Origin of the sequence: Streptomyces sp. GbtcB6 (assembly GCF_019091475.1) — a bacterium.
Classification (GTDB): domain Bacteria; phylum Actinomycetota; class Actinomycetes; order Streptomycetales; family Streptomycetaceae; genus Streptomyces; species Streptomyces hyaluromycini.
Window position 1 is genome coordinate 10700 of the sequence record NZ_JAGXJL010000062.1, and the last position, 25001, is coordinate 35700.

General features: G+C 71.4%; 18 protein-coding genes and 2 pseudogenes. 13 read left to right on the forward strand and 7 right to left on the reverse strand.

What is annotated here, in order from left to right:
- Positions 1–41: 41 nt before the first annotated feature.
- Together KVT45_RS47465 and KVT45_RS47470 are read left to right on the forward strand one after the other, a co-directional pair.
- Positions 42–1241 carry an Lrp/AsnC family transcriptional regulator gene (locus KVT45_RS47465; RefSeq protein WP_217557668.1) on the forward strand — a complete coding sequence of 400 codons (1200 nt, stop codon included), beginning with the start codon at positions 42–44 and terminating at the stop codon, positions 1239–1241.
- Complete coding sequence (locus KVT45_RS47470; protein ID WP_217557679.1) at positions 1241–2020, forward strand: alpha/beta fold hydrolase; 780 nt, start codon at positions 1241–1243, stop codon at positions 2018–2020. Before KVT45_RS47465 ends, KVT45_RS47470 begins: the two co-directional genes overlap by 1 nt.
- Here the strand turns inward: KVT45_RS47470 and KVT45_RS47475 are convergent.
- From KVT45_RS47475 to KVT45_RS47495, 5 genes are all read right to left on the reverse strand, one after another.
- Positions 1996–3000, reverse strand: coding sequence for an ABC transporter ATP-binding protein (locus tag KVT45_RS47475; protein ID WP_217557692.1), 1005 nt, complete (start codon positions 2998–3000; stop codon positions 1996–1998). The genes KVT45_RS47470 and KVT45_RS47475 overlap by 25 nt on opposite strands.
- Positions 2993–4933: a dipeptide/oligopeptide/nickel ABC transporter permease/ATP-binding protein gene (locus KVT45_RS47480; protein WP_217557695.1), complete on the reverse strand. Its 1941-nt coding sequence runs from the start codon at positions 4931–4933 to the stop codon at positions 2993–2995. Before KVT45_RS47480 ends, KVT45_RS47475 begins: the two co-directional genes overlap by 8 nt.
- Positions 4930–5868, reverse strand: coding sequence for an ABC transporter permease (locus KVT45_RS47485; RefSeq protein ID WP_217557698.1), 939 nt, complete (start codon positions 5866–5868; stop codon positions 4930–4932). The genes KVT45_RS47480 and KVT45_RS47485 overlap by 4 nt, the downstream gene beginning before the upstream one ends.
- A gap of 64 nt (positions 5869–5932) precedes the next feature.
- The gene (locus KVT45_RS47490) at positions 5933–7555 is read right to left on the reverse strand and encodes an ABC transporter substrate-binding protein (RefSeq protein ID WP_217557723.1); all 1623 of its coding nucleotides are present in this window, start codon (positions 7553–7555) and stop codon (positions 5933–5935) included.
- A gap of 566 nt (positions 7556–8121) precedes the next feature.
- Positions 8122–8925 (reverse strand): IclR family transcriptional regulator, encoded by an 804-nt coding sequence (locus KVT45_RS47495; protein ID WP_217557739.1) that lies wholly within the window; start codon positions 8923–8925, stop codon positions 8122–8124.
- A 199-nt stretch (positions 8926–9124) separates the two neighbouring features.
- On the opposite strand from KVT45_RS47495, the gene KVT45_RS47500 reads away from it, so the two are divergent.
- From KVT45_RS47500 to KVT45_RS47515, 4 genes are all read left to right on the forward strand, one after another.
- On the forward strand, positions 9125–9949 hold the full coding sequence (locus tag KVT45_RS47500; RefSeq protein ID WP_217557755.1) for an alpha/beta hydrolase family protein: 825 nt from the start codon (positions 9125–9127) through the stop codon (positions 9947–9949).
- A 433-nt stretch (positions 9950–10382) separates the two neighbouring features.
- Positions 10383–10544 carry a hypothetical protein gene (locus KVT45_RS47505; protein WP_217557758.1) on the forward strand — a complete coding sequence of 54 codons (162 nt, stop codon included), beginning with the start codon at positions 10383–10385 and terminating at the stop codon, positions 10542–10544.
- A gap of 36 nt (positions 10545–10580) precedes the next feature.
- Positions 10581–11153, forward strand: a complete 573-nt coding sequence (locus KVT45_RS47510) for a carboxymuconolactone decarboxylase family protein (protein ID WP_217557785.1) — start codon at positions 10581–10583, stop codon at positions 11151–11153.
- Positions 11154–11188: 35 nt separating this feature from the next.
- A complete protein-coding gene (locus KVT45_RS47515) occupies positions 11189–12121 on the forward strand; it encodes an aldo/keto reductase (protein WP_217557802.1) in 933 nt (310 codons plus the stop codon).
- Positions 12122–12139: 18 nt separating this feature from the next.
- Here the strand turns inward: KVT45_RS47515 and KVT45_RS47520 are convergent, their stop codons facing one another.
- Positions 12140–13096 carry a LysR family transcriptional regulator gene (locus KVT45_RS47520; RefSeq protein ID WP_217557819.1) on the reverse strand — a complete coding sequence of 319 codons (957 nt, stop codon included), beginning with the start codon at positions 13094–13096 and terminating at the stop codon, positions 12140–12142.
- 174 nt (positions 13097–13270) lie between these two features.
- Here KVT45_RS47520 and KVT45_RS47525 point away from each other — a divergent pair.
- Both KVT45_RS47525 and KVT45_RS47530 read left to right on the forward strand, forming a co-directional pair.
- Positions 13271–13534, forward strand: a pseudogene (locus KVT45_RS47525) (type 1 glutamine amidotransferase domain-containing protein); the annotation flags it as partial.
- Between the two features lie 26 nt (positions 13535–13560).
- Positions 13561–14076 (forward strand): SRPBCC domain-containing protein, encoded by a 516-nt coding sequence (locus tag KVT45_RS47530; protein ID WP_217557822.1) that lies wholly within the window; start codon positions 13561–13563, stop codon positions 14074–14076.
- Positions 14077–14428: 352 nt separating this feature from the next.
- Here the strand turns inward: KVT45_RS47530 and KVT45_RS57085 are convergent.
- Positions 14429–14627 (reverse strand): annotated as a pseudogene (locus KVT45_RS57085) (CorA family divalent cation transporter); the annotation flags it as partial.
- A 1387-nt stretch (positions 14628–16014) separates the two neighbouring features.
- On the opposite strand from KVT45_RS57085, the gene KVT45_RS47535 reads away from it, so the two are divergent.
- The 5 genes from KVT45_RS47535 (at position 16015) to KVT45_RS47555 (ending at position 24985) form a co-directional block, all read left to right on the forward strand.
- The gene (locus KVT45_RS47535) at positions 16015–16749 is read left to right on the forward strand and encodes a thioesterase II family protein (protein WP_217557825.1); all 735 of its coding nucleotides are present in this window, start codon (positions 16015–16017) and stop codon (positions 16747–16749) included.
- A 1-nt stretch (position 16750) separates the two neighbouring features.
- Complete coding sequence (locus KVT45_RS47540; protein ID WP_217557843.1) at positions 16751–17575, forward strand: SDR family oxidoreductase; 825 nt, start codon at positions 16751–16753, stop codon at positions 17573–17575.
- A 167-nt stretch (positions 17576–17742) separates the two neighbouring features.
- A complete protein-coding gene (locus KVT45_RS47545) occupies positions 17743–20559 on the forward strand; it encodes a non-ribosomal peptide synthetase (protein WP_217557870.1) in 2817 nt (938 codons plus the stop codon).
- A complete protein-coding gene (locus tag KVT45_RS47550; protein WP_217557884.1) occupies positions 20556–21818 on the forward strand; it encodes an ATP-grasp domain-containing protein in 1263 nt (420 codons plus the stop codon). Before KVT45_RS47545 ends, KVT45_RS47550 begins: the two co-directional genes overlap by 4 nt.
- Positions 21815–24985 (forward strand): non-ribosomal peptide synthetase, encoded by a 3171-nt coding sequence (locus tag KVT45_RS47555; protein ID WP_217557898.1) that lies wholly within the window; start codon positions 21815–21817, stop codon positions 24983–24985. The genes KVT45_RS47550 and KVT45_RS47555 overlap by 4 nt, the downstream gene beginning before the upstream one ends.
- The last annotated feature ends 16 nt before the right edge of the window (positions 24986–25001 follow it).

A 25001-nucleotide genomic window follows, 5' to 3' on the forward strand; every position in this document is an offset into this window, starting at 1 on the left:
AGCACTCCTCGATATCAGGAACAGGCGAAATGGAGTGTGGAATGAACAAGAGCGCCCCGTGCCGTGGTGCAGCTTCGCGTGGGGATTCCACGGAGACACGCAGGAATACGCCGGTCCAGAAAGCGCAGGATTCCACCGCGGAAGGCCTTGATGAGCTGGACCTCCGTGTCGTACACGCGCTCCAGGTCCATCCGCGGGCCCCGTGGACGCTGGTGGGTGACGTGCTCGCGGTCAACCCGGTGACGGCGGCCCGGCGTTGGCGGCGGCTCCGGGACGCGGGCCTGGCCTGGGTGACCGCCTACCCCCGGCTGTCCGACTACCGCATCGTGGTGACCGGCATCATCGAGGTCGACACCGAGCCCGGCCGGGCCCACGAGGTGGCCCAGGCCCTCGCCGCGGAGCACTCGGTGGCGAACGTCAAACTCACCGCGGGCGGCCGCGATCTGATGGCCACCGTGCAGGCCACGGACCTCAACGAACTCGCCCACCTCACCACCCAGCTGTTCCAGCGGACGCCGGGGGTCCGGGCGACCCGGACACACGTCTCGACCGGCGTGCCCACCGAGGGCAGTCGCTGGCGCCTGCGTGAACTGGACGACGCGCAGTGCGCCCGCCTGGAGGCCGGCCGCCTCTCGGACGTCCCGCAGGACCAGCGGGCGACGACCGTGCCGGCCTGGGATCCGCTGGACGCACAGCTGCTGGAACTGCTCAGCACGGACGGCCGGATGTCGATCTGCGACCTCGCGGATGCCACCGGCGGCGGAGCCACGACGGTGCGCCGTCGGCTCCAGTCGCTGCTCGCCTCCCGGGTGAGCCTGCGCTGTGACCTGGCCAGGCCGCTGTCCGGTTGGCCGTTGTCCGCCGTGTACTTCGCGTCCGTGCCCGCCCAGTATCTGGAGGAGACCGGCCGGGTCCTGTCCGGCGTACGGGAGGTCCGGTCCTGCGCGATCACCACCGGCCCGCACAACCTGGTGATCGACGTCTGGCTGCGCACGCTCGCCGATGTGCACACCTTCGAGGTCCACCTCGCACGGCGGCTGCCGCGGCTCCGGATCGACGACCGTTCGGTGGTCCTCAGCACGGTCAAGCACATGGGCCGACTGCTGGACCGGGACGGCCACTGCGTGGGCGTCGTACCGCTGCGGCACCCGCAGGAGACCCGGCAGGCGCCGGAGGCCGCGGTGTCCCCGTACAGCGGCTTCGGGGGCCTGGACGGCTTCGACAGGGCGCAGGAGCGGTGATGCGCTCCCTGTACGTTCCCTCGGCCGGCGCTCATGTGCGCTGGACCGACATCCCGGGCGAGGGCGCCCCGCATGTGTACCTGCACGGGCTGGGGTCCGCCGGTTCCGCGGACTTCCCCGGCATCGCCACGCATCCGGGTCTGGCCGGGCGGCGGGCGATCCTCGTCGACCTGTTCGGGCACGGCTACAGCGACCGCCCGGAGACGTTCCCGGGCACGCTGGAGGCGCATGCGGAGACCGTGGCGGCCGTCCTCGACCACTGTGCGGTCCGGGGCGCGGTACTCGTCGGGCACTCGATGGGCGGCGCGGTGGCGATCGTACTGGCCGCCCGGCGGCCGGAGTTGTGTTCACGGGTGGTCGTGGCCGAGCCCAACCTGCTGGCCGGCGGCGGGCTCTACAGCCGCGCCATCGCCGCCCAGCCGGAGCGGGACTTCGTCGGCCATGGCTTCCGGGCCCTGCTGGCCGGTCTGGAACCCGGGTACGCGGCCCGTATGCGGACGGCGGACCCGGCGATCGTGCACCGCAGCGCCGTCGGCCTGGTGCGGGGCACGACTCCGGGAGTGGCGGAGCTGTTCCACGGCCTGCCGCAGCCGCGCGTCCTGATCGTCGGTGCCCGAAGCCGGCCGTACCCGGGCGAGGACGGGGTCCGGCGGGCCGGTATCCCGGTCGTGGAGGTGCCCGACGCCGACCATCACATGGTGACGGACGACGTCCCGGGCTTCGTGGCGGCGCTGCTGCGGGCGCTGCCGTCCGATCACCCGGCCTCGCCCGGCTTGTGACAGGCCGTCAGGTGGCCGGGAGCCTGTTCGACGAGCGCGGGCCGCTCGGCACGGCAGCGGTCGTCGGCGAGCCAGCAGCGGGAGGAGAAGGGACAGCCGGACGGAATGTCCGTCGGTGACGGCAGTTCGCCCTTCAGCTCGATCCGCCCGCCCGTGCCGGAGCCGTCACCCGGTTCCAGGACGGAGGACAGGAGCGCCCGGGAGTAGGGGTGCTGCGGGGCCTCGAACAGCCGCCGCGACGGGGCGAGTTCGACGATCGAGCCGAGGTACATCACGGCGACCCGGCTGCTGAGGTGGCGGACCACGCCCAGGTTGTGCGAGATGAACAGGTAGGCGATGCGGTCCTGTTGCTGGATGTCCTGGAGGAGGTTGAGGATCTGCGCCTGGATGGAGACGTCCAGGGCGGAGGTCGGCTCGTCGAGGACGATCACGGCGGGCTGCGGAGCCAGCGCACGGGCGAGGGCGAGGCGTTGGCGCTGCCCGCCGGAGAACTCGTGCGGGTAGCGTACGGCGGCCGTGCGGTCCAGACCGACCTCCTCCAGCACCTGCGCCAGCCGGTCCCGCCGGTCGGCGCGCGGCACCCGCCGTGCCCGCAGCGGCTCCTCGATGCTCGCGCCGACGGGCAACCGGGGGTTGAGCGAGCTGTTGGGGTCCTGGAACACCATCTGCACCGCACGGCGGAAGGCCTTCAGGTCGGTGCCGTCCGGCCGGTGGGTCATGTCCCGGCCCTCGAACCGCACGGCCCCCTGGGAGGGCCGGTACAGCCGGGTCGCGATCCGGCCGAGGGTGCCCTTGCCGCAGCCGGACCCGCCGACCAGGCCCACGGTCTCGCCCCGGCCCAGGGTGAGCGAGACGTCGTCCACCGCGCGGACGCCCGAACGGCCGGGCCCGTGCCCGAAGGTGTGGCCGACCCCCGCGAGTTCCAGCAGCGGCGGCCTGTTGTCGCCGTCCGTCCTCACCTCGACCGGCGTCTCACTCATCGCCGTCACCTTTCGTCGTCGTCTCTTTCTCCGGCTCGCGCCAGCAGCGCGACGTCCGCCCGTCGCCGACCTCGCGCAGCGGCTGCGGGGCGGCGCAGGCCTCCGCGACGCTCGGGCAGCGGGACGCGAAGCGGCAGCCGGGGCGGCGGCGGTCGTCGTCCGTGAGCTGGCCGCGGATCGCGGTGAGCCGGGTGCCGGCGCCGTCCCGCATCCGCGGCACCGCCGCGAGCAGCGCGCGGGTGTACGGGTGCCGGGGCGCGGTCAGCACCTGGCCGGTCGTACCGGACTCGACGACCTGCCCGGCGTACATCACCTGCACCCGGTCGCACATGGCGGTGATGACGCCCAGGTCGTGCGAGATGAGCAACATGCCCATGCCGCGCTCCTGTTGGAGCGAGCGGAGCAGTTGCAGGATCTCGGCCTGCACGGTGACGTCCAGCGCGGTCGTCGGTTCGTCGGCCAGCAGCAGCTGCGGGTCGCCCGCCATGGCGATGGCGATGACGACGCGCTGCCGCATACCGCCGGAGAGTTCGTGCGGGAACTGCCGTGCCCTGCGCTCCGGCGAGGGGATCTCCACCGCGCGCAGCAGCTCCACGGCCCGGTCCCGGGCCTCCTGCCGGTTCGCCCGGCCGTGGATCCGCAGCACCTCGGCCACCTGGGCGCCGACCCGCATGCACGGGTTGAGCGAGGTCATGGGCTCCTGGAAGACCATGGCCACCCGGTCGCCGCGCAGGCTCTCGAGTTCGCGGGGCCCGCTGCTCAGCAGGTCGGTGCCGCAGGCCTCCAGCCGGTCGGCGCCGACCGAGGCGCCGGGGCCGAGCAGGCCCATGGCGGCGAGGGCGACGCTGGACTTGCCGCAGCCGCTCTCGCCGAGAATGCCCATCATCTCGCCCGCGCCCTGATCCAATGAGACCTCGCGGATGACCTCGGTGGGCTTTCCGTCGACGGGGAGGGCGACGGTGAGGCCGCGCACCGACAGCAGTACGTCGGCGGGAGCGTCGGCCGGGGCGGTCCCGGCCGCACGGGCGAGGACGGCGGGCGGCGTCTTCATCAACTCGGCTGCCGCGCGTCGGCGTCGGGACGGCGGGCGGTCGGCCGCAGGCGCGTACCGCTCGGCCAGCGTGTCGCGCAGGCCGTCGCTCAGCAGGCCGAGCGCCACGATGAAGGAGACGATCACGAGGCCGGAGGGCACCAGCAGCCACGGATCGGTGCCGATGTTCTTCGACGCCTCGGCGATCATGTTGCCCCAGCTTGCCTGCGTGGTCCCCAGGCCGAGGAAGCCGAGTCCGGTCTCGGTCAGCACGGCGTACGCGCCGTACACGGATGCCTGGACGAGGATGACGCCGGTGACCCGGGGCAGGACGTGCCGGCGGATGATGACCCCGTCGCCGATGCCGTTCGCGACGGCGGCCCGGACGTACAGCTCGGAGCGCACCCCCAGCGTCGACGACCGTACGACCCGCGCCAACAGCGGTGCGGCGAGCAGGCCGTTGGCGGCCATCGCGGCGCTCTCGCTGTTGGTGAAGACCGACAGGACCACCAACAGCACGATGATGACGGGGACGGCCGAGACGAGGTCGGCGCTCTTGAGGACGAACCGGTCGAACCACCCGCCCCGGTAACCGGCCACCATGCCCGCCGGAACGCCGATGCTCAGGAACACCACCAGCGTGATCAGCACGCCGAGCAGGGTTACCTGGCCGCCGTACATCAGTCGGCTCAGTACGTCCCGGCCCAGTTCGCCGGTGCCCAACCAGTGTGCGCCGCTGGGTGGTCGGAGGGCGGCGGTGAGGTCCTGGTCGTCCGGGCCGTACGGGGCGATCCAGCCGGCGAGCAGGGTGACGGCGAGGACGAGCAGGAGGTAGCAGGCGGAGACCAGTGCGGCGCGTTTGCGGACGAAGCTCCTGACGAAGCTCTGGACGAGGCTTTTCATGTCCGCACCTTCGGGTCGAGCATCGTGTACACCACTTCGATCAGCAGGTTGATCAGCATCACGGTCACCGTGAAGACCAGGGCGACGCCCTGGACCATCGGGATGTCCTGGGTGGAGGCGGCGGTCACGGCCAGGCCGCCCAACCCCGGCATGACGAACAGGGTTTCGGCGAGCACGGTCCCGCCGAACAGCGTCACCACGACGACGCCGAGGACGGTGACGATGGGCGCCGCCGGGTTGCGCAGCACGTGCCGGAAGACGACGGACCGCTCCGGGACGCCGCGGGCCCGCAGGACGCGGACGTAGTCCCGGTCGAGCTGGGACAGCACGCCGTCACGGGTCTGTTTGGCCACCGGTGCGGTGGCCGGCACGCCCAGCGTCAGCACCGGCAGCACCAGCGACTCGAACCACCGCACCGGGGAGTCGGAGAAGGCGACGTATCCGGTGGCCGGGAAGAGCGGCAGCTGGACGGCGAACGCGGTCATCAGCAGCAGCCCGAACCAGAAGTTGGGCACGGCGAGCCCGACGAGTGCGATGCCGTCGACGGCCCGGCCGAGCAGCCCGCCCCGGAACGCGCTGACGACTCCGAGGACCACGCCGGCGACGGCGGCCACCAGGATCGCCCCGCCGATCAGCGAGAGGGTGACGCCCAGGCGGGAGGTCAGCTGCCCGCTGACCGGAACTCCTGACGTGATCGAGGTGCCGAGGTCGCCGTGCAGGGCGGCGGTCAGCCAGTCCCAGTAGCGGACCGGCAGCGGATGGTCGAGCCCGAGCTGCTGGTCAAGTGCCTTCACCTGGGCGGGACTCGCGTTGGCGCCGAGGATGGAGCGGCCCGGGTCGCCGGGGACCAGGCTGGTCAGGACGAAGGTCAGGACCGTGACGCCGAACACGACCGGGACGGCTCCGACGAGCCAGCGGAAGAGAATCCTGTGCATCTCATCTCACCTCACTGCTTTCGAGGCCGGGCGGCCCCCGGTTCAGGACGGGGGCCGCCCGCGTCTACTTGGTGGCGTAGAAGGCCAGCGGGCTCGCGAACGGGGCGCCCGCGCTGACCTTCACGCCGCCGATGCCGGGCCGGACGTAGTAGTTGACGGGGGTGAAGGCGACCGGGGCGAACCATGCGTTCTTCACCAGGTACTCCTGCATCTGCCGGTCGAGGTCGGCCCTGGTCGCCGCGTCCGCCGCGGCGGCCTTGTCGTAGAGACTGGTCAACTCGGGGGAGGTGGTGCCGAAGCCGTTGAAGACCTTCGAGCCCGGCATGAAGAGGTCCTGGCCCTCCAGGTACATGGGCTCCTCGGTGAAACCGCCCGAGACCGCCGGGTACTTGTGGTTGGTCTGGTTCTCGACGAACGAGGTGATGCTGGTGACGGCGGTGACCTTCACCTTGATGCCGACCTTGGACAACTGGCCCGCGACGGCCTGCGCCATCGTGTCGAAGCCGACGAACGTGGCCGCGAGGACGGGGAGTTCGAAGCCGTCGGGGTAACCGGCCGCCTTCAGCAGCTGCTTGGCCTTGGCGGGGTTGTACGTGTAGTGGTCCGCGTAGTCCGACGAGTGGCCGTCGCCGCCCTTGATGACGGTCTGGACGGTCGGCGTTCCGCTGTCGCCGAGCAGCGCCTTCGTCACCGCGTCCCGGTCGATCGCGTAGTGGATCGCCTGCCGGACCCGGACGTCACCGAGCGGCTTGGACACCTCGCCGCCGCGGTCGATGAGGCTCAGCCCCTGGAGGATCACCGGCAGCCCGACGGTGGACATACCCGCGGACTTGGCCGAGGCGGCGGACGTGTAGTCGCCCTTGTAGACGTCGATCTGGCCCGTCTTCATGGCGTTGACCGCGGTCTGGCCGTTCTGCACGATCCGGATCACGATCTTCTTGTAGTGCTGCTTGGACCTGTTGTAGTACGACGGGTTGGCCGTGTAGGTGTAGTGGTCGCCGGCCACGCTCTGCGAGGGCTCGTAGATGTACGGTCCCGCACCCTGGCTCGCGGCGGTCGGGGTCAGCTTCGACGCGCTCGCCAGTCCCTCGGGGCTGATGATCTGCCCGATGCCGTACGACTGGGTCAGCAGGGTCGGCAGGATCGGGTTGGCCTTGGCCAGCTTGATGGTCAGCGCCAGCGGGCCCGTGGCCGTGATCGTCGCGTCCGTCAGGTAGTGGGCCTGGTTGCCCTGCGCCTTCTTCGCGTACTCCAGGGACGCCTTCACCGCGTCGGCGGTCACCGGCGTGCCGTCCGCGAACTTCACGCCGGAGCGCAGCGTGACGGACAGTTCCGTGTTGCCCGAGCCGACGTACTTCCAGGACTTCGCGAGCGCCGGCTGCACGGTGCCGTCGGGGGAGAGGTAGAACAGCGACTCGTACGACAGCATCGTGAAGTCGACGAACCCGAGGTCGAGACTGCCCGGGTTCATGGTGGGCGGCGCCTGCTGCTCGGCGACGGTCAGGGTGTCGCCGGCGACCGCCTTTCCGGTGCTCTGCGCGCCGGCGGTCGAGCCGGTGCCCCCGCCGCAGCCGGCCAGGGTGAGCGAGAGCGCCGTGCCGAGAGCGGCCAGGCCGACCCGCGCCGAGCGAGAAGCCGGGCGCTTTCTCGGAGCGGGCGGGGGCGGGGTGATGACGTACGAGTTCATGTCACTCCTTGCTCGGCGGGGTGCGGCCGTCGGCGGCTCGACGACGGTTCACCCGGCCTGCGGGCGGGGGCCGAACCCCACTCGGGAACCGGACGGACGAACTGATGCGGGGGAGATGCGGGGCGCGTCCCGGACACGGACGACGGACGACGGACGACGGAAGGTCGTACCCGTGCCGGCGGTGTCTGCGAGGGGCGCCTGGTCGCGGGGTGAGCGAGTCGACCTACGGGCCGGAGGGGGAGGGGAGGAAGGGATCGGGCGGTCGCTGGTGACCGTCGCGCGGTGACGGCCCTGGGAGGACAGGGCGGACCGCGGTCGGCGGTGACGGGTGAGCTGCGACGCCGGAGATGCTCCCGCTGCTCGCGAGGATCAGTGGTGCTGGGTGCTGCCTACTGGGCTACCGGGGGCTGGCCGGTGAGCCCGGGCCGGGCAGCGCTCGTACCGACTGCGGACGAGACATGATCGACCCAGGGCTGTAACTCTGCTGAAACGGTGCGCCGCTGTCCAGCGGCCGTACAAGACCAATCCGGCGCGAGGTCCGAAAGATAAGCGTGCGGGCCGCGGAATCAGCCGAGCAGGCCGTGCAGCGAGTCCGCCGTCGTGCGGACCAGGTCGGTCCAGCCGAGGAGGGTCTCGCGGGACTCCACGTAGGTGATGGTCGAGATGCTGACGCCGCCGACGACGACGCCCCTGGAGTCGCGGACCGGGGCGCCGAGGCAGCGTACGCCGATCTCGTTCTCCTCCTCGTCGAGGGCGAAGCCCCGCTCGCGCACCGTGGCGAGGTCCGCGCGCAGGGCGTCGAGGTCGGTGAGGGTGTGTTCCGTACGGGTCGGCAGTCCCACGCGCTCGACCAGCGCGGTCAGCACGTCGTCGCCCAGGCCGGCCAGGATGCACTTGCCGATCGACGTGGCGTGCAGCGGCAGATGCATGCCCACCCGGGAGGACGTCTGCACCGGGCCAGGGCCGGTCACCTTGATGAGGCAGGTGGCGGCGTCCCCGGTGCGTACCCCCAGGTGCACGGTGGTGCCGACGCGCCGGCTGAGGACCTCGAGCTCGGCGCGCATCACCTGGTCCTCTTCGCAGCCCTGGGTGACCTTCGCGGCGAGTGCCCGCAGGCGCGGGCCGGGGCCGTAGCCGCCGGTGCCGTCGGAGGCCAGGAACGAGGTCGTCACCAGGTTCTGCAGGATGCGGTGGGCGCTGGCCTTCGGTACCCCGGCCGCCGCCGCGACCTCGCCCAGCCGGTGCGGATATCCGGGTGCCACGGCGGCTTCCAGCAGGTTGAGCGCCTTGTCGGTGGCGTTGCCCGCGAGGGAGGTGCGCCCCCCGCGACCGCCGGTCTGGGAGTCCTCCGAAATTTCGATCCCGGCCATTGACAGGCTCCAGTCTCACGGTTTCACTGATGAGCGTTCCACCACAAGATACAGCGTTCCACGTAATGGAACGCCGGGGCGGCGGGCCGGAGGGCTGCCGTCGCCCGCCTCGGAGAGCCCCGGTCCCGACGTGAGACCCCCCGAGAGGACAAGCCCCGTGGTGCAGAAGGTTCACAGGGTAAGCACGACCCCGGAGCAAATGGCAGAGATCGAACAGCAGTGGATCGATCCGGTCCGCGAGGACCAGGAACTCACCACGTTCGGGCTCTACCCCCAGCCCTCCCAGGGTCAAGCTGACGCGCAGGGCAGCTACCAGCTCTACCTCCCGCCGCAGTACGAGACCGAGCCCGACCGCCGATTCCCCGTCATCTACTGGCTCCACGGCGGGTTCGGGGACGCACGCCAGGGCGCGGACATGGTCGCGCGGATCGACAAGGCCATCCGGGACGACGTGATGCCCCCGGCGATCGTCGTCGTCCCGCAGATCCTGCCGATCGGCTGGTACGTCGACTCCAAGGACGGCGCCCGCCCGCTCGCCCAGATCACCGCCTTCGACCTGGTCGACCACATGGACTCCACCTACCGCACCATCCCCGAGGCCGCCGCCCGTACCGTCGAGGGCTTCTCCATGGGCGGGTTCGGCGCCCTGCACCTCGGCCTGAAGTACCCGAAGATCTTCGGCAAGGTGTCGTCGGTCGCCCCCGCGATCCTCCGCGACCTCAAGGACGAACCCGCCGACCGGGTCAACAACACCTACTTCGGCGACCAGGAGTACTACGACCTCTGCCACCCCTGGAGCCTCGTCCTCGCCAACGCCCCGGAACTGCGGCGCACCAGCCAGGTCCGCCTGCTGTCCGGCCGCCTCGACACCCGCCTCGCACCCACCATCCGCGACCTCGACACCCGCTTCACCGACCTCGAAGTCCCGCACGACTTCTTCGAGTTCCCGGACGCCGACCACGAGTACGCGGAGATCATGGACGGCTACGGCGACAGGTACTACGCCTGGTGGCGCACCGCCTGACGCCTGAACGTCCCCTAATGCGAAGGCAGTTGGCTCCCACGTCACAGCCTTCGTGCCGGTCGACCCTCCTCTTGCCCGCCGACCGCCCCGTTTCCCCGCCCGGCCGGTGATCCGTACTGCCCAGAAACGGAACACCTGCATGACGTCTCCGCGCCCCACGGCGCGCACGGAGTACGGCCGGGTCTCCGGCGCCCCCGCGCTGCTCCCAAGGGGGCGCCGTACGCGGTGAGCACGGCGGGCCCGCGCCACCGGCGCCCACCGCGACCACCCGGCCCCTGGCACGGGACCCGCCCCGCCCACGCGTCCGGCCCCGTCTGCCCCCAGCCGCCCTCCCCCCTCGCCGCCCCCCCGACTGCCGCCCGGCGAGGACTGCCCGAACCTCAACGTCGTCGACGGCCGGGTACTGCCCCGCACCTACGCAGAAACCCTGGCCGTGGCGGCGTACGAACGCCGTGCGGCCCGCCGATACGGGCACTTCGCCCAAGCGCGGGAGGTCTTCGAGACCGGCCACGGCTGGGCACCGATCCCGCTCGCCGGACCGGCGCGAGCCGACTTCCACCGCCGCTTCCTCCAGGCACAGACCACGGCCCGGTGAACCACACCCACCCGAAGACCCTAAGGAATCACGACCATGCGACTCAGCCCTTTGTCCGACCTGACCCCCGAACAGACCGCACTGCTCGAAACCATCGTCGGCCCCGGAGTCGAACCGCCTCCGCCCTTCCTCGCCTGGGCCCGCAACATGGAACTCGCCCACTGGGTGGAGAACTTGGGCGCCTACTGCCGCAACGAGTCGCGATTCCCGCAGCGGCTGCGCGAGTTGAGCGTGCTGATCGTGGGGCGCCACTTCGACAGCCAGTCCGCCTGGAACGCCCACTACGAGCAGGCGATTGCGGAGGGCGTCCCGGCCGAGTGCCTGGAGCGTCTGGCGCGCGGCGAGGACCCGGGGTTCAAGGCGGGGGACGAGCGCCTCTTCCACGCGTTCGCGCACGAGATGCTGGAGGAGCACTTCGTCTCGGAGGAGACGTACGCCGCCGCGCTGGCGCTGTTCGGCGAGGACGGCCTGCTGGACCTGATCGGCTGCATCGGCAGCTTCAGCATGTCCGCGATGATGCTCAACACCTTCCAGATCCCCCTGCGGGAGTACCTGCCGCGGCCGTTCGCGGAGATCGACGGCTTCCGCCGCGTCCCCACGAACGACTGACCACATCCGGCGAACGAACCGAAAGGATGTGGCGGATGCCGCACTCCCCCCTGGAACTGCTCGGCCAACTCCTCGATCAGAGAGGCGCGGAGAGCTCGGCCCACCGGTTCGTCCTCGGCGGTCCGTTCGGCTCTGAGCCGTTGGCGGACTCCTTCGCGCGGCTCGGCCATTTCACGGACGCGGGCGGCCTGTTGGTGGAGACATCGCACAGCTACGCGCGCGGGCGGGCCGAAGCGGCGGTCGGCGAGTGGCTGCGGAAGAACCCCGGCAGACTTGGCGTGGTCACCAAGGTGGGGCACGACCAGTCGGGCCACGACATGCCGTTGAGCCGCGAGAACGTGCTCGACCATGTGCGCGGCTCGCTGGAGAGCCTCGGCGTAGAGGCCGTCGACATCCTTCTCTACCACTGCGACGACCCCGCCCGCCCCGTCGCGGAACTCGCGGACACCCTGGTGAGCCTCGTGGAGGCCGGGTACGCCCGCCGTATCGGCGTCTCGAACTGGTCCGCCGGCCGACTGGCGGCGCTGGCAGGGCAGTTGGCCGAACGCGGCCACACCGCCGTGGCCAGCTACCAGTTCAGCCTCGCGAAGCCCGATCCGGTACGGCTGAACCACCCGTACGCGGACGAGGTACTCCTGTCGGTGGTCCGCCGGCACGGACTGCCGCTGCTCGGCTGGTCGGCGCAGGCTCGCGGATTCTTCGCCCGTCCGACAGGCGGTGTACGGCACGACGGCCGGCCGGACCCCTTCGACACCGAGCAGAACCGGGCCCGCCGGGAGCGGTGCGGGGTGCTCGCCGAACAGCTGGACTCCCGGCCGGAGACCGTCGCCCTGGCCTGGACCCTCCACCACCAGGGCGTGTGGCCGTCCATCGGCCCCCGCACGACCGAGCAGATCGACCGCTCGCTCCGGGCACGCCGGCTGTCCCTCACCGACGAACAGGTGCACTGGCTCCAGTACGGCACGTGAGTCGGAGCCGATCTCCGGTCACCAGCTCCGGGCCGCCTGCCGGAGCCGGTCGCGGACGCGGAGCACGTCGGGGTTGGTGTCGGCGCCCGGCCGCTGGACCAGGAAGAGCGTGTTCAACGGCGGCTCCTCCGGGTCGTGGAGGAGGACGAGGCGCCCGGAATCCAGGTACTCCTGGCACAGCGAGCGGGGCAGCACGCTGTAGCCGGCGCCCGCGTTGACCGCCGACAGCACCGCGTACAGATTGGGCACGGTGACGGCGGCGCGGGCGGTGAGCTGCTTGCCGAAGACGCTGCGCCAGTAGCGGCGGACGATCGGCAGGTCCTCGGCGTACGTCACCATCGGGACCGCACGCAGGGCGGCGCACAGGTCGTCGGCCTGGGCGTGCTCGTCGACACGGTCGGCCCAGACCGGGCTCGCGACCAGCAGATACTCCTCGTCCGCGAGCGGCACCGACTCCAGCGCCCGGCCACGTGGCCGCCGGGTGGTGATCACCAGGTCGTGCCGGCCGGCCCGCATCTCCTCCAGCAGCGGCTCGGGCAGCCCCTGCGTGACGCGCAGCTGGACGCCGTCGGCGACGAGCGGGACGAGGGCAGGCAGGACGCGGACGCAGAGCAGCTCCGACGGACCGGCCAGGTGCACGGGCGCGGCCGTGGCGCCCGCGTCCTCCAGCGTGGCCAGCGCGTCGAGCGGGCCCGCGATCTGTCCGGCGAGTTCGTGCGCGTACGGAGTGGGCTCCACCCCGCGCGGCAGCCGGGTGAACAGCTCCCGCCCGGTCTGCTGCTCCAGGGTGCGGATCTGCGCGGTCACGGTCGGCTGGGACAGCCCGAGCCGTGGGGCTGCCGCCGTGAACGACCCCGAGCGGTACACGGCCAGGAACGTGCGCAGCAGGTTCAGGTCCGCGTGCGGCGGCAACTGCTGCCTGCCTCCGGCCGTCGGGGCCGGGGCCTCACCCGCGGTGAGCGTCTGCTTCTCCATGGCACCCAGCGTAGCCACCTTTGGTATCGGAGTTCCGATAGCGGAAATCGGCCTGTCTATTGGTAGCCGGATGGCGATCCGCCCTACCGTCGCAGACGTCGCCAAGTGGTCTCGGACCACCTCGAACGGCGACGACACAGCCTGGAGCAAGGGAGAGAGCAGATGGCGAAGATCCTTTTCGCGGCGGTGACGCAGGACGGCACCAACGCGTTCGCCGGCTACCGGATCACCGCCTTCACCAACACCGAGGAACAGCTGGCCGGCAGTGCGGAGGGCGCGAAGTGGCTGCTTCAGGACCGGCTGACCGAGGCCGGCCTGAAGGTCGAGGCCGGCGAGCCGTGGGCGCCGCACATCGAGGTCGACCGCAACGTCGTCACCGGCCAGAACCCGGCCTCCTCCGGCCCGCTCGCCGCCCAGCTGCTCAAGAAGCTTTCCTGACAACGCATTTACCGAAAGGCACCCCCATGACCACGCAGAACGCGATCAACTGGCCCGAGAAGTACCTGCCCGGCACCGGCGACAACTTCGTCTCCAACGAGGTGATCGTCCGGGGCATCACCGCCACTCACGTCTGGCACTACCTGACCGACACCTCCACCTGGGAGTCGTACTACGACAACGTCGCCGACATCTCCTTCCCGCACGGCAGCGGCCCCGAGTTGAAGGACGACCTCCACTTCAGCTTCGGCACCTTCGGCTTCCCGCCCCTGGCCGCCCAGGTCATCGAGTTCCAGGCCCCGGCCGACGGTGTCGCGGGCCGCCTGTCCTGGACGGCGAAGCAGGACGGCAAGCCCGAGGAGCGGCTCGACGTGCTGCACGCCTGGCTGGTGGAGGACCTCCCCGGCGGACGGGTGCGGATCCTGACCCAGGAGACGCAGATCGGCGAGCCGGCTGCCGCGCTGGCGGCCGAGCGTCCGAACCCGATGCTCAACGGACACCAGGCGTGGCTTGACGGCCTCGTTGGCGCCGCCTCCAGGTAGCCCATTCCGGGGGTGCTACGGCGTCCAAGGCACACCCGGCCGGGCTCCCCCTCCTCAACACGCCACAGAATCAGGATGGTCCGGATCCCGCTTGCCGACTCGGTCGGGTCGCCGTCTGCCTCGGGCATCAGGACTCTCCGCTGTTCGGCTACGCAAAAGTGATCGCGCGGCCGGCGCAGGAAGGGGACAAGCGACTCAAGGATGACGAGGTGGCCTCCTGGGTGTCCGTCGTCGGGGAGCTGCTCGGCGACCGACGATGGCCGGTGCGTCGGCGAGGCGGGCGAACAGGTCTTCGGCCCCCACTTTTGGGAGGTGCGAGAGTAAACAGTGGAAGCTCCGCGTGGGTGAGTGCTCATTCCTGGAGCCGGTCCCGCCGCTTGAAGATGACGTACAAACTGACACATACGACCCCCGTCAAGCTGATCGCGAAGGGGTGTCAGAGCCCTCAGTGCAGCTCGGGCGTGAGGGGGGAAGTTCATGCCGTAGATGGTTCCAACGAGTGTCGGAGCAAAGAGGATTGCGGCCCAGGAGGAGATCTTCTTGAAGTCTTCCACCGGGCGGCCCTGACCATCGCGGCTCCTTCTTCCGCGGTCTTTCAGGCTCGTCCTCGGTTACGCAGTCGATTCTCCCCGCGCGCTCCCCGGAGGCATCCGTACTCCCCGGATGCTCCCCGGCAGGGTCCGGGGGAAGGCCGTGATCGTCGCGCTTGTGAAGTGGGTGTGGCATGTGCCGTGCGTGATTCCGGATGCCTGGGCATGCCCGCAGGGGATCGCCTTCTCCGTGCCGAGAGGGCCGAGAGAGCGGTTTACGGCGAGCCCTTTGCTGATAGCGGATGCATTGGCGAACTTCTTGCAATCCGCGCTCGCGTAAGACGGTATGCGCTTTCCGAACGTGATCGTTTGATTCGGGCTGGGTTGGCATGAATCCGACTTGTGGCGGGAGGGATGGGCGTGGTCGGTCCGTTCGTCTTGCTTGCGGAGGTGGCTGGTGCGTTCGGTGCTCGGGCTGCTGGCGGAGGCCGAGTGGGCGCGCCAGGTGCGGCCGGGAGTGTTCATGCTGCTCGGGGCGCCGGCCGGCTGAAGGCGCCCGTCCGGTCGACCGGGCGCCCCGCGTAGCCGCCGTCTGCCCGGACGGTGCGGAAGTGGCGGCGGCGCGCACGGTGTGGGGCGCCGGTACGGCGGGCGTTCTCCCGCAGGGTGAGGAAGTGGAGCCCTCGCGGGCCGACAGTTCCCCCCGACGTCGATCGGCCGGGCCCGCAGGCTCGTCCCGGCGGGCCTGGGTCATGGCCGCGAGGCTGGGGCGGTCCCCTGGTGTGGCCGGTCGTATGACGAACTGATTTCAACCACGCGAAGGTACGGGCGACCGAACCGGCTTCTGCGTGAGGCCGCGGAATGCCGCCGCGGTGTCCTCTTGCGGAATGCGCCGAGTGCATCCGGGTGGCGAAAAAATGTCGGCGAATCTGGCGAATTCCTTTCGCCCTGACGCCGGAATGGCTTGAACGAAAGGCTAATCGGAGATTAGCCGATATAGTGTGATTTGTCGGTAGCGGAGTGCTGCATTCCTCTGGATTTGATGGCTTGGCGGCCGCCCGGATTAGTACTATCCTCTGGTTGCCGCGGTTCCGAGACCATCACCAGGTGCCGCGATCGCACTCTTGCTCACCCTTCCGGGTGAGCATTGGGAAGTAATTCGGGGGGAAGATGAATCGCGCGCTGCTCATGTGATCCGCGACTTCTACGGAAGTACTTCGTGCGGACGCATTGACCTGTAGATGTTTCTTTAGAGGCGCGTTATCGCCCTTATGGGGCCACGGTCAAAAGACCGTTCCTTTGGCATGGCGTCTCGCTTTCCACACCTCACTGTGGCCGATCCGAGCCCTGAATCGGCTCAGAACCGTGCCCACCGACGAGGCACCACCCGTGTGCTGTCAGGAGACCAATGAGTACCCCTGCTCCCGTCCGTGTGATCTGCCTGCCCTTCGCGGGTGCCGGCGCGAGCTTCTTCCGGCCATGGAACAAACTCGCCCCGGACACGGTCCAGTTCGCCCCGCTCAACCTGCCCGGCCGGGAACGCCTGCTGGACGAGGAGCCCTTCACCGATCTGCACGGCGCGGCGGACGCCCTTCTGCCCGCCGCCGTCGAGCATGCCAAGGCCGCTCCCGTCGCCTTGCTGGGCCACTGCTTCCTCGGTGCGACGCTGGCCTACGAGATCTGCCTCCGGCTCGTCGCCGCCGGGTACGAGGACCAGGTGAAGCACCTGTTCGTCAGCGCGGCCCGTGCGCCGTTCGTGGGCAACTCCGCGCAGACCGCCGGGCTGTCCGACGAGGAGTTCCTCGCCCATGTCCGCCGTATCACCGGATACACGCACCCGGCCATGGAGATCCCGGAGATGCGCGAGGTCCTCATGGGCGCGCTGCGGGCCGACTTCCAGATGGACGAGGGCTACACGCCGACCGGGTCAGGTCCCGTCGAGGTCCCGGTGACGGCCGTGTGCGCCACCGACGACGAGATGGTCCCGCGTGAGGCGCTGGCCGGCTGGAGCGAGGTGACCCAGGGCCCGTTCCGCCAGGTCGAGGTGGCCGGCGGCCACATGTATGTCGCCGCGGACGCGCAGCCCCTCATCGACATCGTCGTCGGCGCGCTGGCCGGCTCGACCCCGGTCGTGGAGGTCTGAGATGCGACTGCGCGACTCCGTCGTCATGATCACCGGTGCCGCCCGAGGCATCGGACGGGCCTGCGCACTGCGTGCCGCCGCCGAGGGCGCCGACCTCATCCTGGTCGACGTCGACGGCGACCTTTCCGAGGTCCCCTACAGCCTGGGTTCGCCCGCGCAGCTGGAGCACACCGCCGACCTGTGCCGCAAGGAAGGCGCCAGCGTGCTCGTGGCGCCGGCCGACGTACGCAGCGCCGAAGCGGTCGAGGCAGCCGTCGAGCTGGGAGTCGATCGCTTCGGGACCATCACCGGGCTGATCAACAACGCCGGCATCGGGGCCCCGTCCGGCAAGCCGGCCCACGAGTTCACCGAGCAGGAATGGCAGGTCATGCTCGATGTGAACGTGTCCGGGGAATGGCGGGTGCTGAAGGCTGTGGCTCCGATCATGCTGCGCGACGGCGGCGGATCCATCGTCAACGTCGCCTCCACCGCGGGTCTGGTCGGCTACCGACACTTCGCCGGTTACGTGGCCAGCAAGCACGCCGTCGTGGGACTGACCAAGTCGGCCGCCCTCGACTACGCCCCCCACGACATCAGGGTCAACGCGCTGTGCCCCGGTCCGGTGCGTGACGATCCGGCCATGGATGGCCAGATGACCGCGGTCGTGGCCGACGCGCTCGGCATCAGCTACGACGAGCAGGAAGCGGTCTACCTGGAGTCGGTGCCGACCAACGCCCTGGTCGACCCGCTGGACGTGGCGGACGCCGCGGTCTGGCTGGTCAGCGGCGAGTCCCGGAGGGTCACCGGCACCGTCATCACCGTCGACTCCGGCTTCACGGCCCGCTGATGCCCTCAGGAAACAGCGGCGGCACCGGCCGATCGGTTCGTTCACGCTGCGGCGACCAACGGACCGGCCGGTGTGCCGCACCTCCACCCTGCCCGTAACCCCGGGCCGCCCGCCGGGCGCGACCGCGCCCGGCGTGTTCACCGGTTTTCCGAAGGAATCAGACCACCATGGCACCGACCACCTCCCGAGCGGCGCGGAGCACCGCCGACAAAGGCAGCCACGCCCTGATCCGGCGGCTCTCCGCAGGCGCCGACATCGACAGCCTGCGCAGCCGACTCGGCACGGCCTCTGAGCGGCAGCCCGAACTGGCCGGCCTCCGCCTGTGGGACGAGCCGGTCGCGGCCGGCGCCGACGACCCCGCCGCCGAGGAACGCCGCATACGCGAGATCGGCCGATCGGTGGCCGGCGTCGCCCGGCTGACCGTCCTCACCTACGCGGACGGCGCCGCCGACCTGCTGATAGTGGCCCACCGAGACCGCCTCGGCCGGTCCGGTCTCGGTGCTCTCGCCGACTTGGCCGAGGGCACGGACGTCACGGTGACGTTCCCGGCCGAGCCGGGGCCGCGGCCGGGCCCGGCCGCATGGGGCCTGGGAGAACCGACGGGACGCGGCGAGCCCCTTCGGGTTGCGGTCCCGGTGACCCGGGCGCGTGTCGGTGACGCGAAGCAGGCCTCCGCGGTGGCCCGTGACGCCGTAGCGGCGACGCTCGCGCACTACCGCCTCGCGGACTCGGCCGCCTTCACCGTGTTCGTCGACGACTCGGTCTCCTGCCACACCACGAGGAATCCCGACGACGACGAGGACGCCCCGTCCCTCGGCGCGCTCGCTCTGGCGGTCGGCACCGCCGAGGCCGGCACCGATCCGGCGGTCGGCGTGTTCGTGGTCGAGACGGGCCAGGACCGCTACATCCCCTTCAGCGCCGCGCCGTTCCCCGTCACGGTCACCGTGCAGGTGACGCCGGAGCGCGGTCTGGCAGCCGTCCTCACCACCGAGGACTCCGTCATGGCGCCGGTGGGCGCCGAACAGTTCGCCCATGTCCTCGGCGCACTGCTGGACGCCTACGCGCTCGGCACCACCGACGCGGCGCTCGACGAGGTGGCGCGACTGCCCGAGGCCACGGCGGCCGAGATCATCGAACGCGGCCGCACCGCGGGCCGTACCGGATTCCGGCCGACGACCATCCCGGCCGCCTTCACCGACATCGTCCGCGCGCAGCCGGACGCCCCGGCCGTGTCCGACCACGCCACCACCCTGACCTACGGTGAACTGGCCGAGCGCGGCGGCAGGATCGCGGCGGGGCTGCGCGAGCGCGGGGTCGGCCCCGGCGACCACGTCGCCGTCTGCCTGGGCCGCGACGTCGACACCGTCGCGACCATGCTCGGCGTGATGATGGCCGGTGCCGCCTACGTACCGGTCGATCCGGCCTACCCGGCCGAGCGCCTGGCCTACACCGTCGCCGACGCCGCCGTGAAGACGGTCGTGACGGCCGCAGCCGATGACGAGACCTTTCCCGACCACCCGAAGGTGACCACCGCGGAACTCCTGGCCTCGTCTCCTGCGGACAGGGCGGACAGGGCGGACGGGGTGGACGGAGCGGCCGGGAGCGACCCGGCCGGCATCGCGTACGTCATCTACACCTCGGGCTCCACCGGCCGGCCCAAGGGCGTAGCGGTCCCGCACGCCAACGTGGCGGCGCTGGTCGACGCGACCCGCGGGGACATGTCCCTCGGCTCCTCCGACGTGTGGTCGTTCTTCCACTCCAGCGCCTTCGACTTCTCGGTCTGGGAGATCTGGGGCTGCCTGCTGACCGGCGGTCACCTGGTGGTGGTCGGCGCGGACACGGCCCGGTCGCCCGAGGACTTCCACGACCTCCTCACCGCCCGCGGCGTGACGGTTCTCAGCCAGACACCGGCGGCGTTCGCGGCCCTGCAGGAGGCCGACGCCCGCAAGGGCACCGCCCTCGCGGTGCGCCTCGTCGTCTTCGGTGGTGAGCCGCTGGACGTGCGCATGCTCCAGGGCTGGTTCCGCCGCCACCCCGCGACCCGCTGCCGCCTCGTGAACATGTTCGGTATCACGGAGACCACCGTCCATGTCACCGCTCAGACGGTGACCCCTGGCGATGTGGCAGCGGTGAGCCGTTCGGTGGGACGGGCGCTGCCCGGCTGGTCCGTCTCGGTACGCGACCGCCGGGGCGCGGTGCTCCCCTACGGCGTGCCGGGTGAGATCTGGGTCGGCGGGGCCGGCGTCGCCGACCGGTACCTGAATCAGCCCGAGCTGACCGCGGCGCGTTTCGTCGATGACCCGGTGACCGGCACACGCCAGTACCGCAGCGGAGACCTGGGACGACTGGCCCCGGACGGCCGACTCGACCACCTCGGCCGCATCGACAGCCAGGTGAAGCTGCGCGGATTCCGGATCGAACTGGACGAGATCCGCTCGGTGCTGCTCGCCGACCCCGGTGTGACCGCAGCCGCCGTGACGGTGCACCAGGCCGTGGCCGGAGACTCGGCGACCGCACGGCTCGAGGCGTACGTCGTCGTGAACGGCGACCGCGACGTCGACGACATCCGCCGGCGCATGGCCTCCTACCTGCCCGCCTACATGGTGCCGTCGACGGTCACGCCCATCGCCGCGCTGCCGTTGACCATCAACGGCAAGGTGGACTCCGCCCGGCTCAGGGAACTGGTCCGGTCCGCGCCGGAGCCCGCCGCCGGACCCGCGCCGGCCGATACCGGGACCGATACCGGGACCGACACCATCCTGAGCCAGGTCCTGAGTGCGTGGTCCGAGGTGCTCGGCGAGACGGCGGAACCCGACGACGACTTCTTCGAGAGCGGCGGCAACTCGCTGCTCGCGGTGCGCCTGTCGGGCTCCCTGCGCCGCGCGGGCCTGCCCGCGATCTCGCTGCGCGAGCTGTACATCCACGCCACCCCGACCGAACTCGCCGAGCTGTTCGCGCGCCGGACCCAGGACGCGTCGGCATGACGACGGCATCACGGCGGCCGCTGCTCGCGGTCGTGTACGACACCGGCTCGGCCTCCGGCGCCACGATCCGCGCCGCCGCGGGCCGCAGCTGCGACCTCCTCTTCGTCGGCGACCGGAACCGGCCGCATGTCGCCGAGGCCTGGGCCGGCCTGGCCCCCCTCGGCGTGCTGTGCGACGTGACCGGACTGGACGACGCCGAACGGGTGCGGGCCGTCGCCGAGCACCGGCCGGCGGGGATCGTGACCTTCAGCGAGTACCAGCTCGCCGAGACCGCCCGTCTCGCCGAGGCCCTTGGCCTGCGCGGCCACACCCCGCAGACCGTGGCGCTGCTGACCGACAAGATCGCGCAGCGCGGCGCGTTCGCCGCCGCGGGCGTCGACACGATCCGCTTCCGGCCCCTGTCGCCGGACCCGCGGGCCGCCATCGAGGCGGTGGGCCTGCCGGCCGTGGTGAAACCGCGCCGCGGAGCGGGCAGCAGGGACACCTTCCGGCTCTCGACGGCCCAGGAGACCGAGGCGGTCCTCGGCGCGCTGCCCGACGACGCCGAGTTCGTGGTGGAGGAACTGCTGCGGGGGGATCCGGGCGTCGCCGGGGCGTTCTTCGGCGACTACGTCTCGGTCGAGTCCGTCCACACCGAGACCGGCTCCCGACAGGTCTGTGTGACCGGCAAGTTCCGGCTTGCCGAGCCGTTCCGCGAGACCGGGATGCTGCTGCCGTGTTCGCTGGGCGCCGCGGACCAGGACGCCGTACTGGCGGTCGAGGCGGCCGCGGTCAAGGCGCTCGGCGTGAGCAGCGGTGTCACCCACACGGAGATCAAGCTGACCCCTGACGGGCCGCGGGTCATCGAGGTCAACGGCCGCGTCGGCGGCTACGTCCCGGAGATCCTCAAGCGTGCCGCCGGGGTCAACCTGATCCGGCTCGCGGTCGACGACGCCCTGGGCCGGCCGATCCGCGGCGACCTGGCGCCCCGGTTCCAGGGCGTCACCTACCAGTACTTCCTGGCGGTACCGGACGACGGCGGCGGCACGCTGAGCGCCGTCGAGGGCGTGGACGAGCTCGCGGAGCTGCCCGGCGTCGACCACGTGGAGGTCCACGCCGTCCCCGGCCGGACCTACGACCGGCAGGACGGGACGCAGAGCCACCTCGGGGTCGTCTACGGACACGCTCCCGATCACGCCGCCCTGGAAGCCACCGTGACCTCCATCGACGCGAGATTCCGTCCCGTTTTCCGTTCCCAGCCGGACAGGTCGACGACATGACAGTCACCCCCACCCAGACGGACCCCGGGCCGGGCGCGCACGGACCGGCCGCCGACTATCCGCAGGACGCGACCGTGCACCAGGTCTTCGCGCGGATCGCCGAGACCACCCCGGACCGCACCGCCCTGGTCACCCCGACGGCCTCGGTGACCTACGGGGAACTGCACGAGGCGTCCACCGCGTCGGCCAGGGCGCTGGTCGCCGCCGGGGTGCGGCCGGGTGACCTGGTGGCGGTGCGGCTGGGCCGCGGCATCGCCTGGATCACGGCGTATCTGGCGGTCCTGAAGGCGGGCGCGGCGATGCTGCCGGTCAGCACGCGCGAGCCGGACCAGCGGGTGGCCCTGCTGCTGGCCGACAGCGGGGCGAAGGCCGTGATCGGCACGGGCTTCACCGCCCCTGCCGGGCTGCCGGTGCTGGACGCCGGGGCGAGCGGTCCGTGGGACACCGCACTGCCCGGCGACCTCCGGGCCGAGAGCCCCGCCTACGTGATGTACACCTCGGGGTCCACCGGAGTCCCGAAGGGCGTCGTCGTCTCGCACCGCAACGTCCTGCGGCTGGTGGTGAACTCGGGGTTCGCCCGGTTCGGGCCGGACATGCGGGTCCTGCAGACCGGAGCGGTCTCGTTCGACGCGACCACCTTCGAGGTCTGGGGGCCGCTGCTGGCCGGGGGCTGTGTGGTGCTGGTGGACGACGACACGATCCTGGACGCGGCCCGGCTCGGCGCCGCGCTGCGCGAGCACGCCGCGAACACGCTGTGGCTGACGGCGCCGCTGTTCAGCCAGCTCGCCGGGCAGGAACCCGGCCTGTTCGCGCCGCTGCGGGAACTGTTCGTCGGCGGGGACGTCGTCGTCGGCCGGCATGTCGCGGCGGTCATGGCGGCCTGCCCGGACCTGCGCGTCGTCAACGGATACGGGCCCACGGAGAACACAACGTTCTCCACCCTGCACACCATCACCGAAGCCGACACCTCCGGGACGATCCCGATCGGCCTGCCACCGGCCAACTCCTCGGCCTACATCCTCGACGAGGCCCGCAACCCCGCGCCGGCCGGCACGGCCGGAGAGCTGTACGTCGGCGGGGACGGTGTCGCGCTGGGCTATCTGAACCGTCCGGAGCTCACCGCGGAACGGTTCCTCACCGACCCGTTCCGGCCCGGCGGGCGCATGTACCGGACCGGTGACCTGGCCCGGCGGCACGCGGACGGGGTCATCGAGTTTCTCGGCCGGGCCGACGACCAGGTCAAGGTGCGGGGCTTCAGGATCGAGCTCCGCGAGATCGAGGAGGCCCTGCGCGGCCACCCCGAGGTCGCCGACGCGGTCGTCGTCCTGCGCGACCGGGGCCCGGAGCCGGCCGACCGGTACCTCGTCGGGTATGCCGCGGCCACCAGCTGGCTGGACAGCCGTGACCTGCGCGCCTATCTGGCATCGAAGCTCTCCCCCCACCTGGTGCCCGGCTACCTCGTCGTACTCGACGAACTGCCGCTGACCGCACACGGCAAGGTGGACCGGGCGGCGCTGCCGGACGCGATGTCGATGCCGGACATGCCGGAGGAGTACGTACCCGCCGAGTCCGAGGCCGAGAAGCGGCTCGTCTCCCTCTGGGAGGGGCTGCTGGGCATCGACACACCCGGCGTCCTCGACTCGCTGCTCGACCTCGGCGTCGACTCGCTCGGGGCGGCACGCCTGTCACGCGCGATCGCGGACGAGTTCGGCCGGAGCATCCCGGTCTCGGAGATCCTGGGCCGGCCGACGATCCGTGAGCTCGCCGCGGTCCTGGACGGCGCGCCCACCGAGACCTCCGGCCACGTGGACGGCGCGCCCACCGAGACCCCCGGCCACCCGGACGGGGCGCAGCAGCGCGACACCTTCGCCCTGACGTCGGCGCAGCGCGCCATGTACGCCGCGCAGCGCAGCCGGCCGGAGACGGTCCAGTACAACGTCTCGCTGCTGATCGACCTGGCACCCGACGTCGATCCGGCCGCCCTGGAGCGGGCCTTCGCGGAAGTGATCGGGATCCACGACGCACTGCGCACCGAGTTCACCGACGGGCCGGACGGCCTCGTGCAGCGCGTCGTACCCACGGCGGACTTCCGCCTGGAGCAGCGGCACGCACCGCTGGATCCCGCCGCGGAGATCCGGCCGATCGCGCCCGACCGTGCACCGCTGCTGCGGGCGGCCCTCTCCCGGGGCGCGGACGCGGCACAACTCCTCGTCGACGCACATCACCTGATCCTGGACGGGGACTCGCTGCGCCGGGTCTTCGCCGACATCGACGCCGCCTACCACGGGCGTCCCGTCGAGGCGCCGACGCGGTCGTTCGCCGACTACCTCGCCTGGTCCGAGGGCGGGGCCGCGGCGGCCCGGCGGGAGGCCGACCGGTCCTACTGGAAGGACGTCTTCCGCTCGGCTCCGGCGCGGCCCGAGCTGCCCGCGGACCGGCCGCGTCCGGCGCTGCGGACCTTCGCCGGCGCGACCACGCAGCTGCACTTCGGGCCGGAGCGCACCGCACGGATGCGGGCGCTGGCAGCCGAGCGGCGCACCACGCTGTTCCCCGTGCTCGCCGCCGGGTACGGAGCCTTCCTGCGCACTCTGACCGGGAGTGCCGACGTCACCATCGGGGTGCCGACGATCGGCCGCGGCGAAGCCGCGTTCGACCGGACCGTCGGCATGTTCGTGGACACCGTCTGCCTGCGGCTCGACGCCGCTGCCGAGGCGCCGCTGGCCGCCCTGGTCACGCAGGCCGCGGCGGGAATCGGCGGGGCCCTCGCGCACAGCACCTGCGGCCTCGACGAGCTGGCCGCGCTGGCCGGTGCCGAGCAGATCCCGGGCCGCACCCCGCTGTTCGACACCATGCTCGCCCTGCACGCCGCGGACCTGCTCGCCGTCGACTTCCTCGGCACACCGCTGACGCTGCGCCCGCTGTTCCCCGGACACACCATGTTCGACCTGAACCTCCAGGTGTACGACCACCCGTCGGGGCTCCGGGCCGACTGGGAGTACTCGACCGAGCTGTTCGACCCGCCGACCGTCGAGACCTTCAAGGAACTGCTGCTGGCGACCGTGGACCGGCTGCTGGACGACCCCGGCGAACCGGTCGTGCCGCCGTCCGCCGTCCCCGCGGCGGCGCCCTCGGCCGTGCCGGCCTTCGACTTCGACTTCGACTTCTGAGACCGACCATGAATCA

Excerpts from the sequence above, each read along its gene's own strand:
- KVT45_RS47465 (WP_217557668.1), top strand. The coding sequence starts at position 42 with ATGAACAAGAGCGCCCCGTGCCGTGGTGCAGCTTCGCGTGGGGATTCC.
- KVT45_RS47470 (WP_217557679.1), top strand. The coding sequence starts at position 1,241 with ATGCGCTCCCTGTACGTTCCCTCGGCCGGCGCTCATGTGCGCTGGACC.
- KVT45_RS47475 (WP_217557692.1), bottom strand. The coding sequence starts at position 3,000 with ATGAGTGAGACGCCGGTCGAGGTGAGGACGGACGGCGACAACAGGCCG.
- KVT45_RS47480 (WP_217557695.1), bottom strand. The coding sequence starts at position 4,933 with ATGAAAAGCCTCGTCCAGAGCTTCGTCAGGAGCTTCGTCCGCAAACGC.
- KVT45_RS47485 (WP_217557698.1), bottom strand. The coding sequence starts at position 5,868 with ATGCACAGGATTCTCTTCCGCTGGCTCGTCGGAGCCGTCCCGGTCGTG.
- KVT45_RS47490 (WP_217557723.1), bottom strand. The coding sequence starts at position 7,555 with ATGAACTCGTACGTCATCACCCCGCCCCCGCCCGCTCCGAGAAAGCGC.
- KVT45_RS47495 (WP_217557739.1), bottom strand. The coding sequence starts at position 8,925 with ATGGCCGGGATCGAAATTTCGGAGGACTCCCAGACCGGCGGTCGCGGG.
- KVT45_RS47500 (WP_217557755.1), top strand. The coding sequence starts at position 9,125 with ATGGCAGAGATCGAACAGCAGTGGATCGATCCGGTCCGCGAGGACCAG.
- KVT45_RS47510 (WP_217557785.1), top strand. The coding sequence starts at position 10,581 with ATGCGACTCAGCCCTTTGTCCGACCTGACCCCCGAACAGACCGCACTG.
- KVT45_RS47515 (WP_217557802.1), top strand. The coding sequence starts at position 11,189 with ATGCCGCACTCCCCCCTGGAACTGCTCGGCCAACTCCTCGATCAGAGA.
- KVT45_RS47520 (WP_217557819.1), bottom strand. The coding sequence starts at position 13,096 with ATGGAGAAGCAGACGCTCACCGCGGGTGAGGCCCCGGCCCCGACGGCC.
- KVT45_RS47530 (WP_217557822.1), top strand. The coding sequence starts at position 13,561 with ATGACCACGCAGAACGCGATCAACTGGCCCGAGAAGTACCTGCCCGGC.
- KVT45_RS47535 (WP_217557825.1), top strand. The coding sequence starts at position 16,015 with ATGAGTACCCCTGCTCCCGTCCGTGTGATCTGCCTGCCCTTCGCGGGT.
- KVT45_RS47540 (WP_217557843.1), top strand. The coding sequence starts at position 16,751 with ATGCGACTGCGCGACTCCGTCGTCATGATCACCGGTGCCGCCCGAGGC.
- KVT45_RS47545 (WP_217557870.1), top strand. The coding sequence starts at position 17,743 with ATGGCACCGACCACCTCCCGAGCGGCGCGGAGCACCGCCGACAAAGGC.
- KVT45_RS47550 (WP_217557884.1), top strand. The coding sequence starts at position 20,556 with ATGACGACGGCATCACGGCGGCCGCTGCTCGCGGTCGTGTACGACACC.
- KVT45_RS47555 (WP_217557898.1), top strand. The coding sequence starts at position 21,815 with ATGACAGTCACCCCCACCCAGACGGACCCCGGGCCGGGCGCGCACGGA.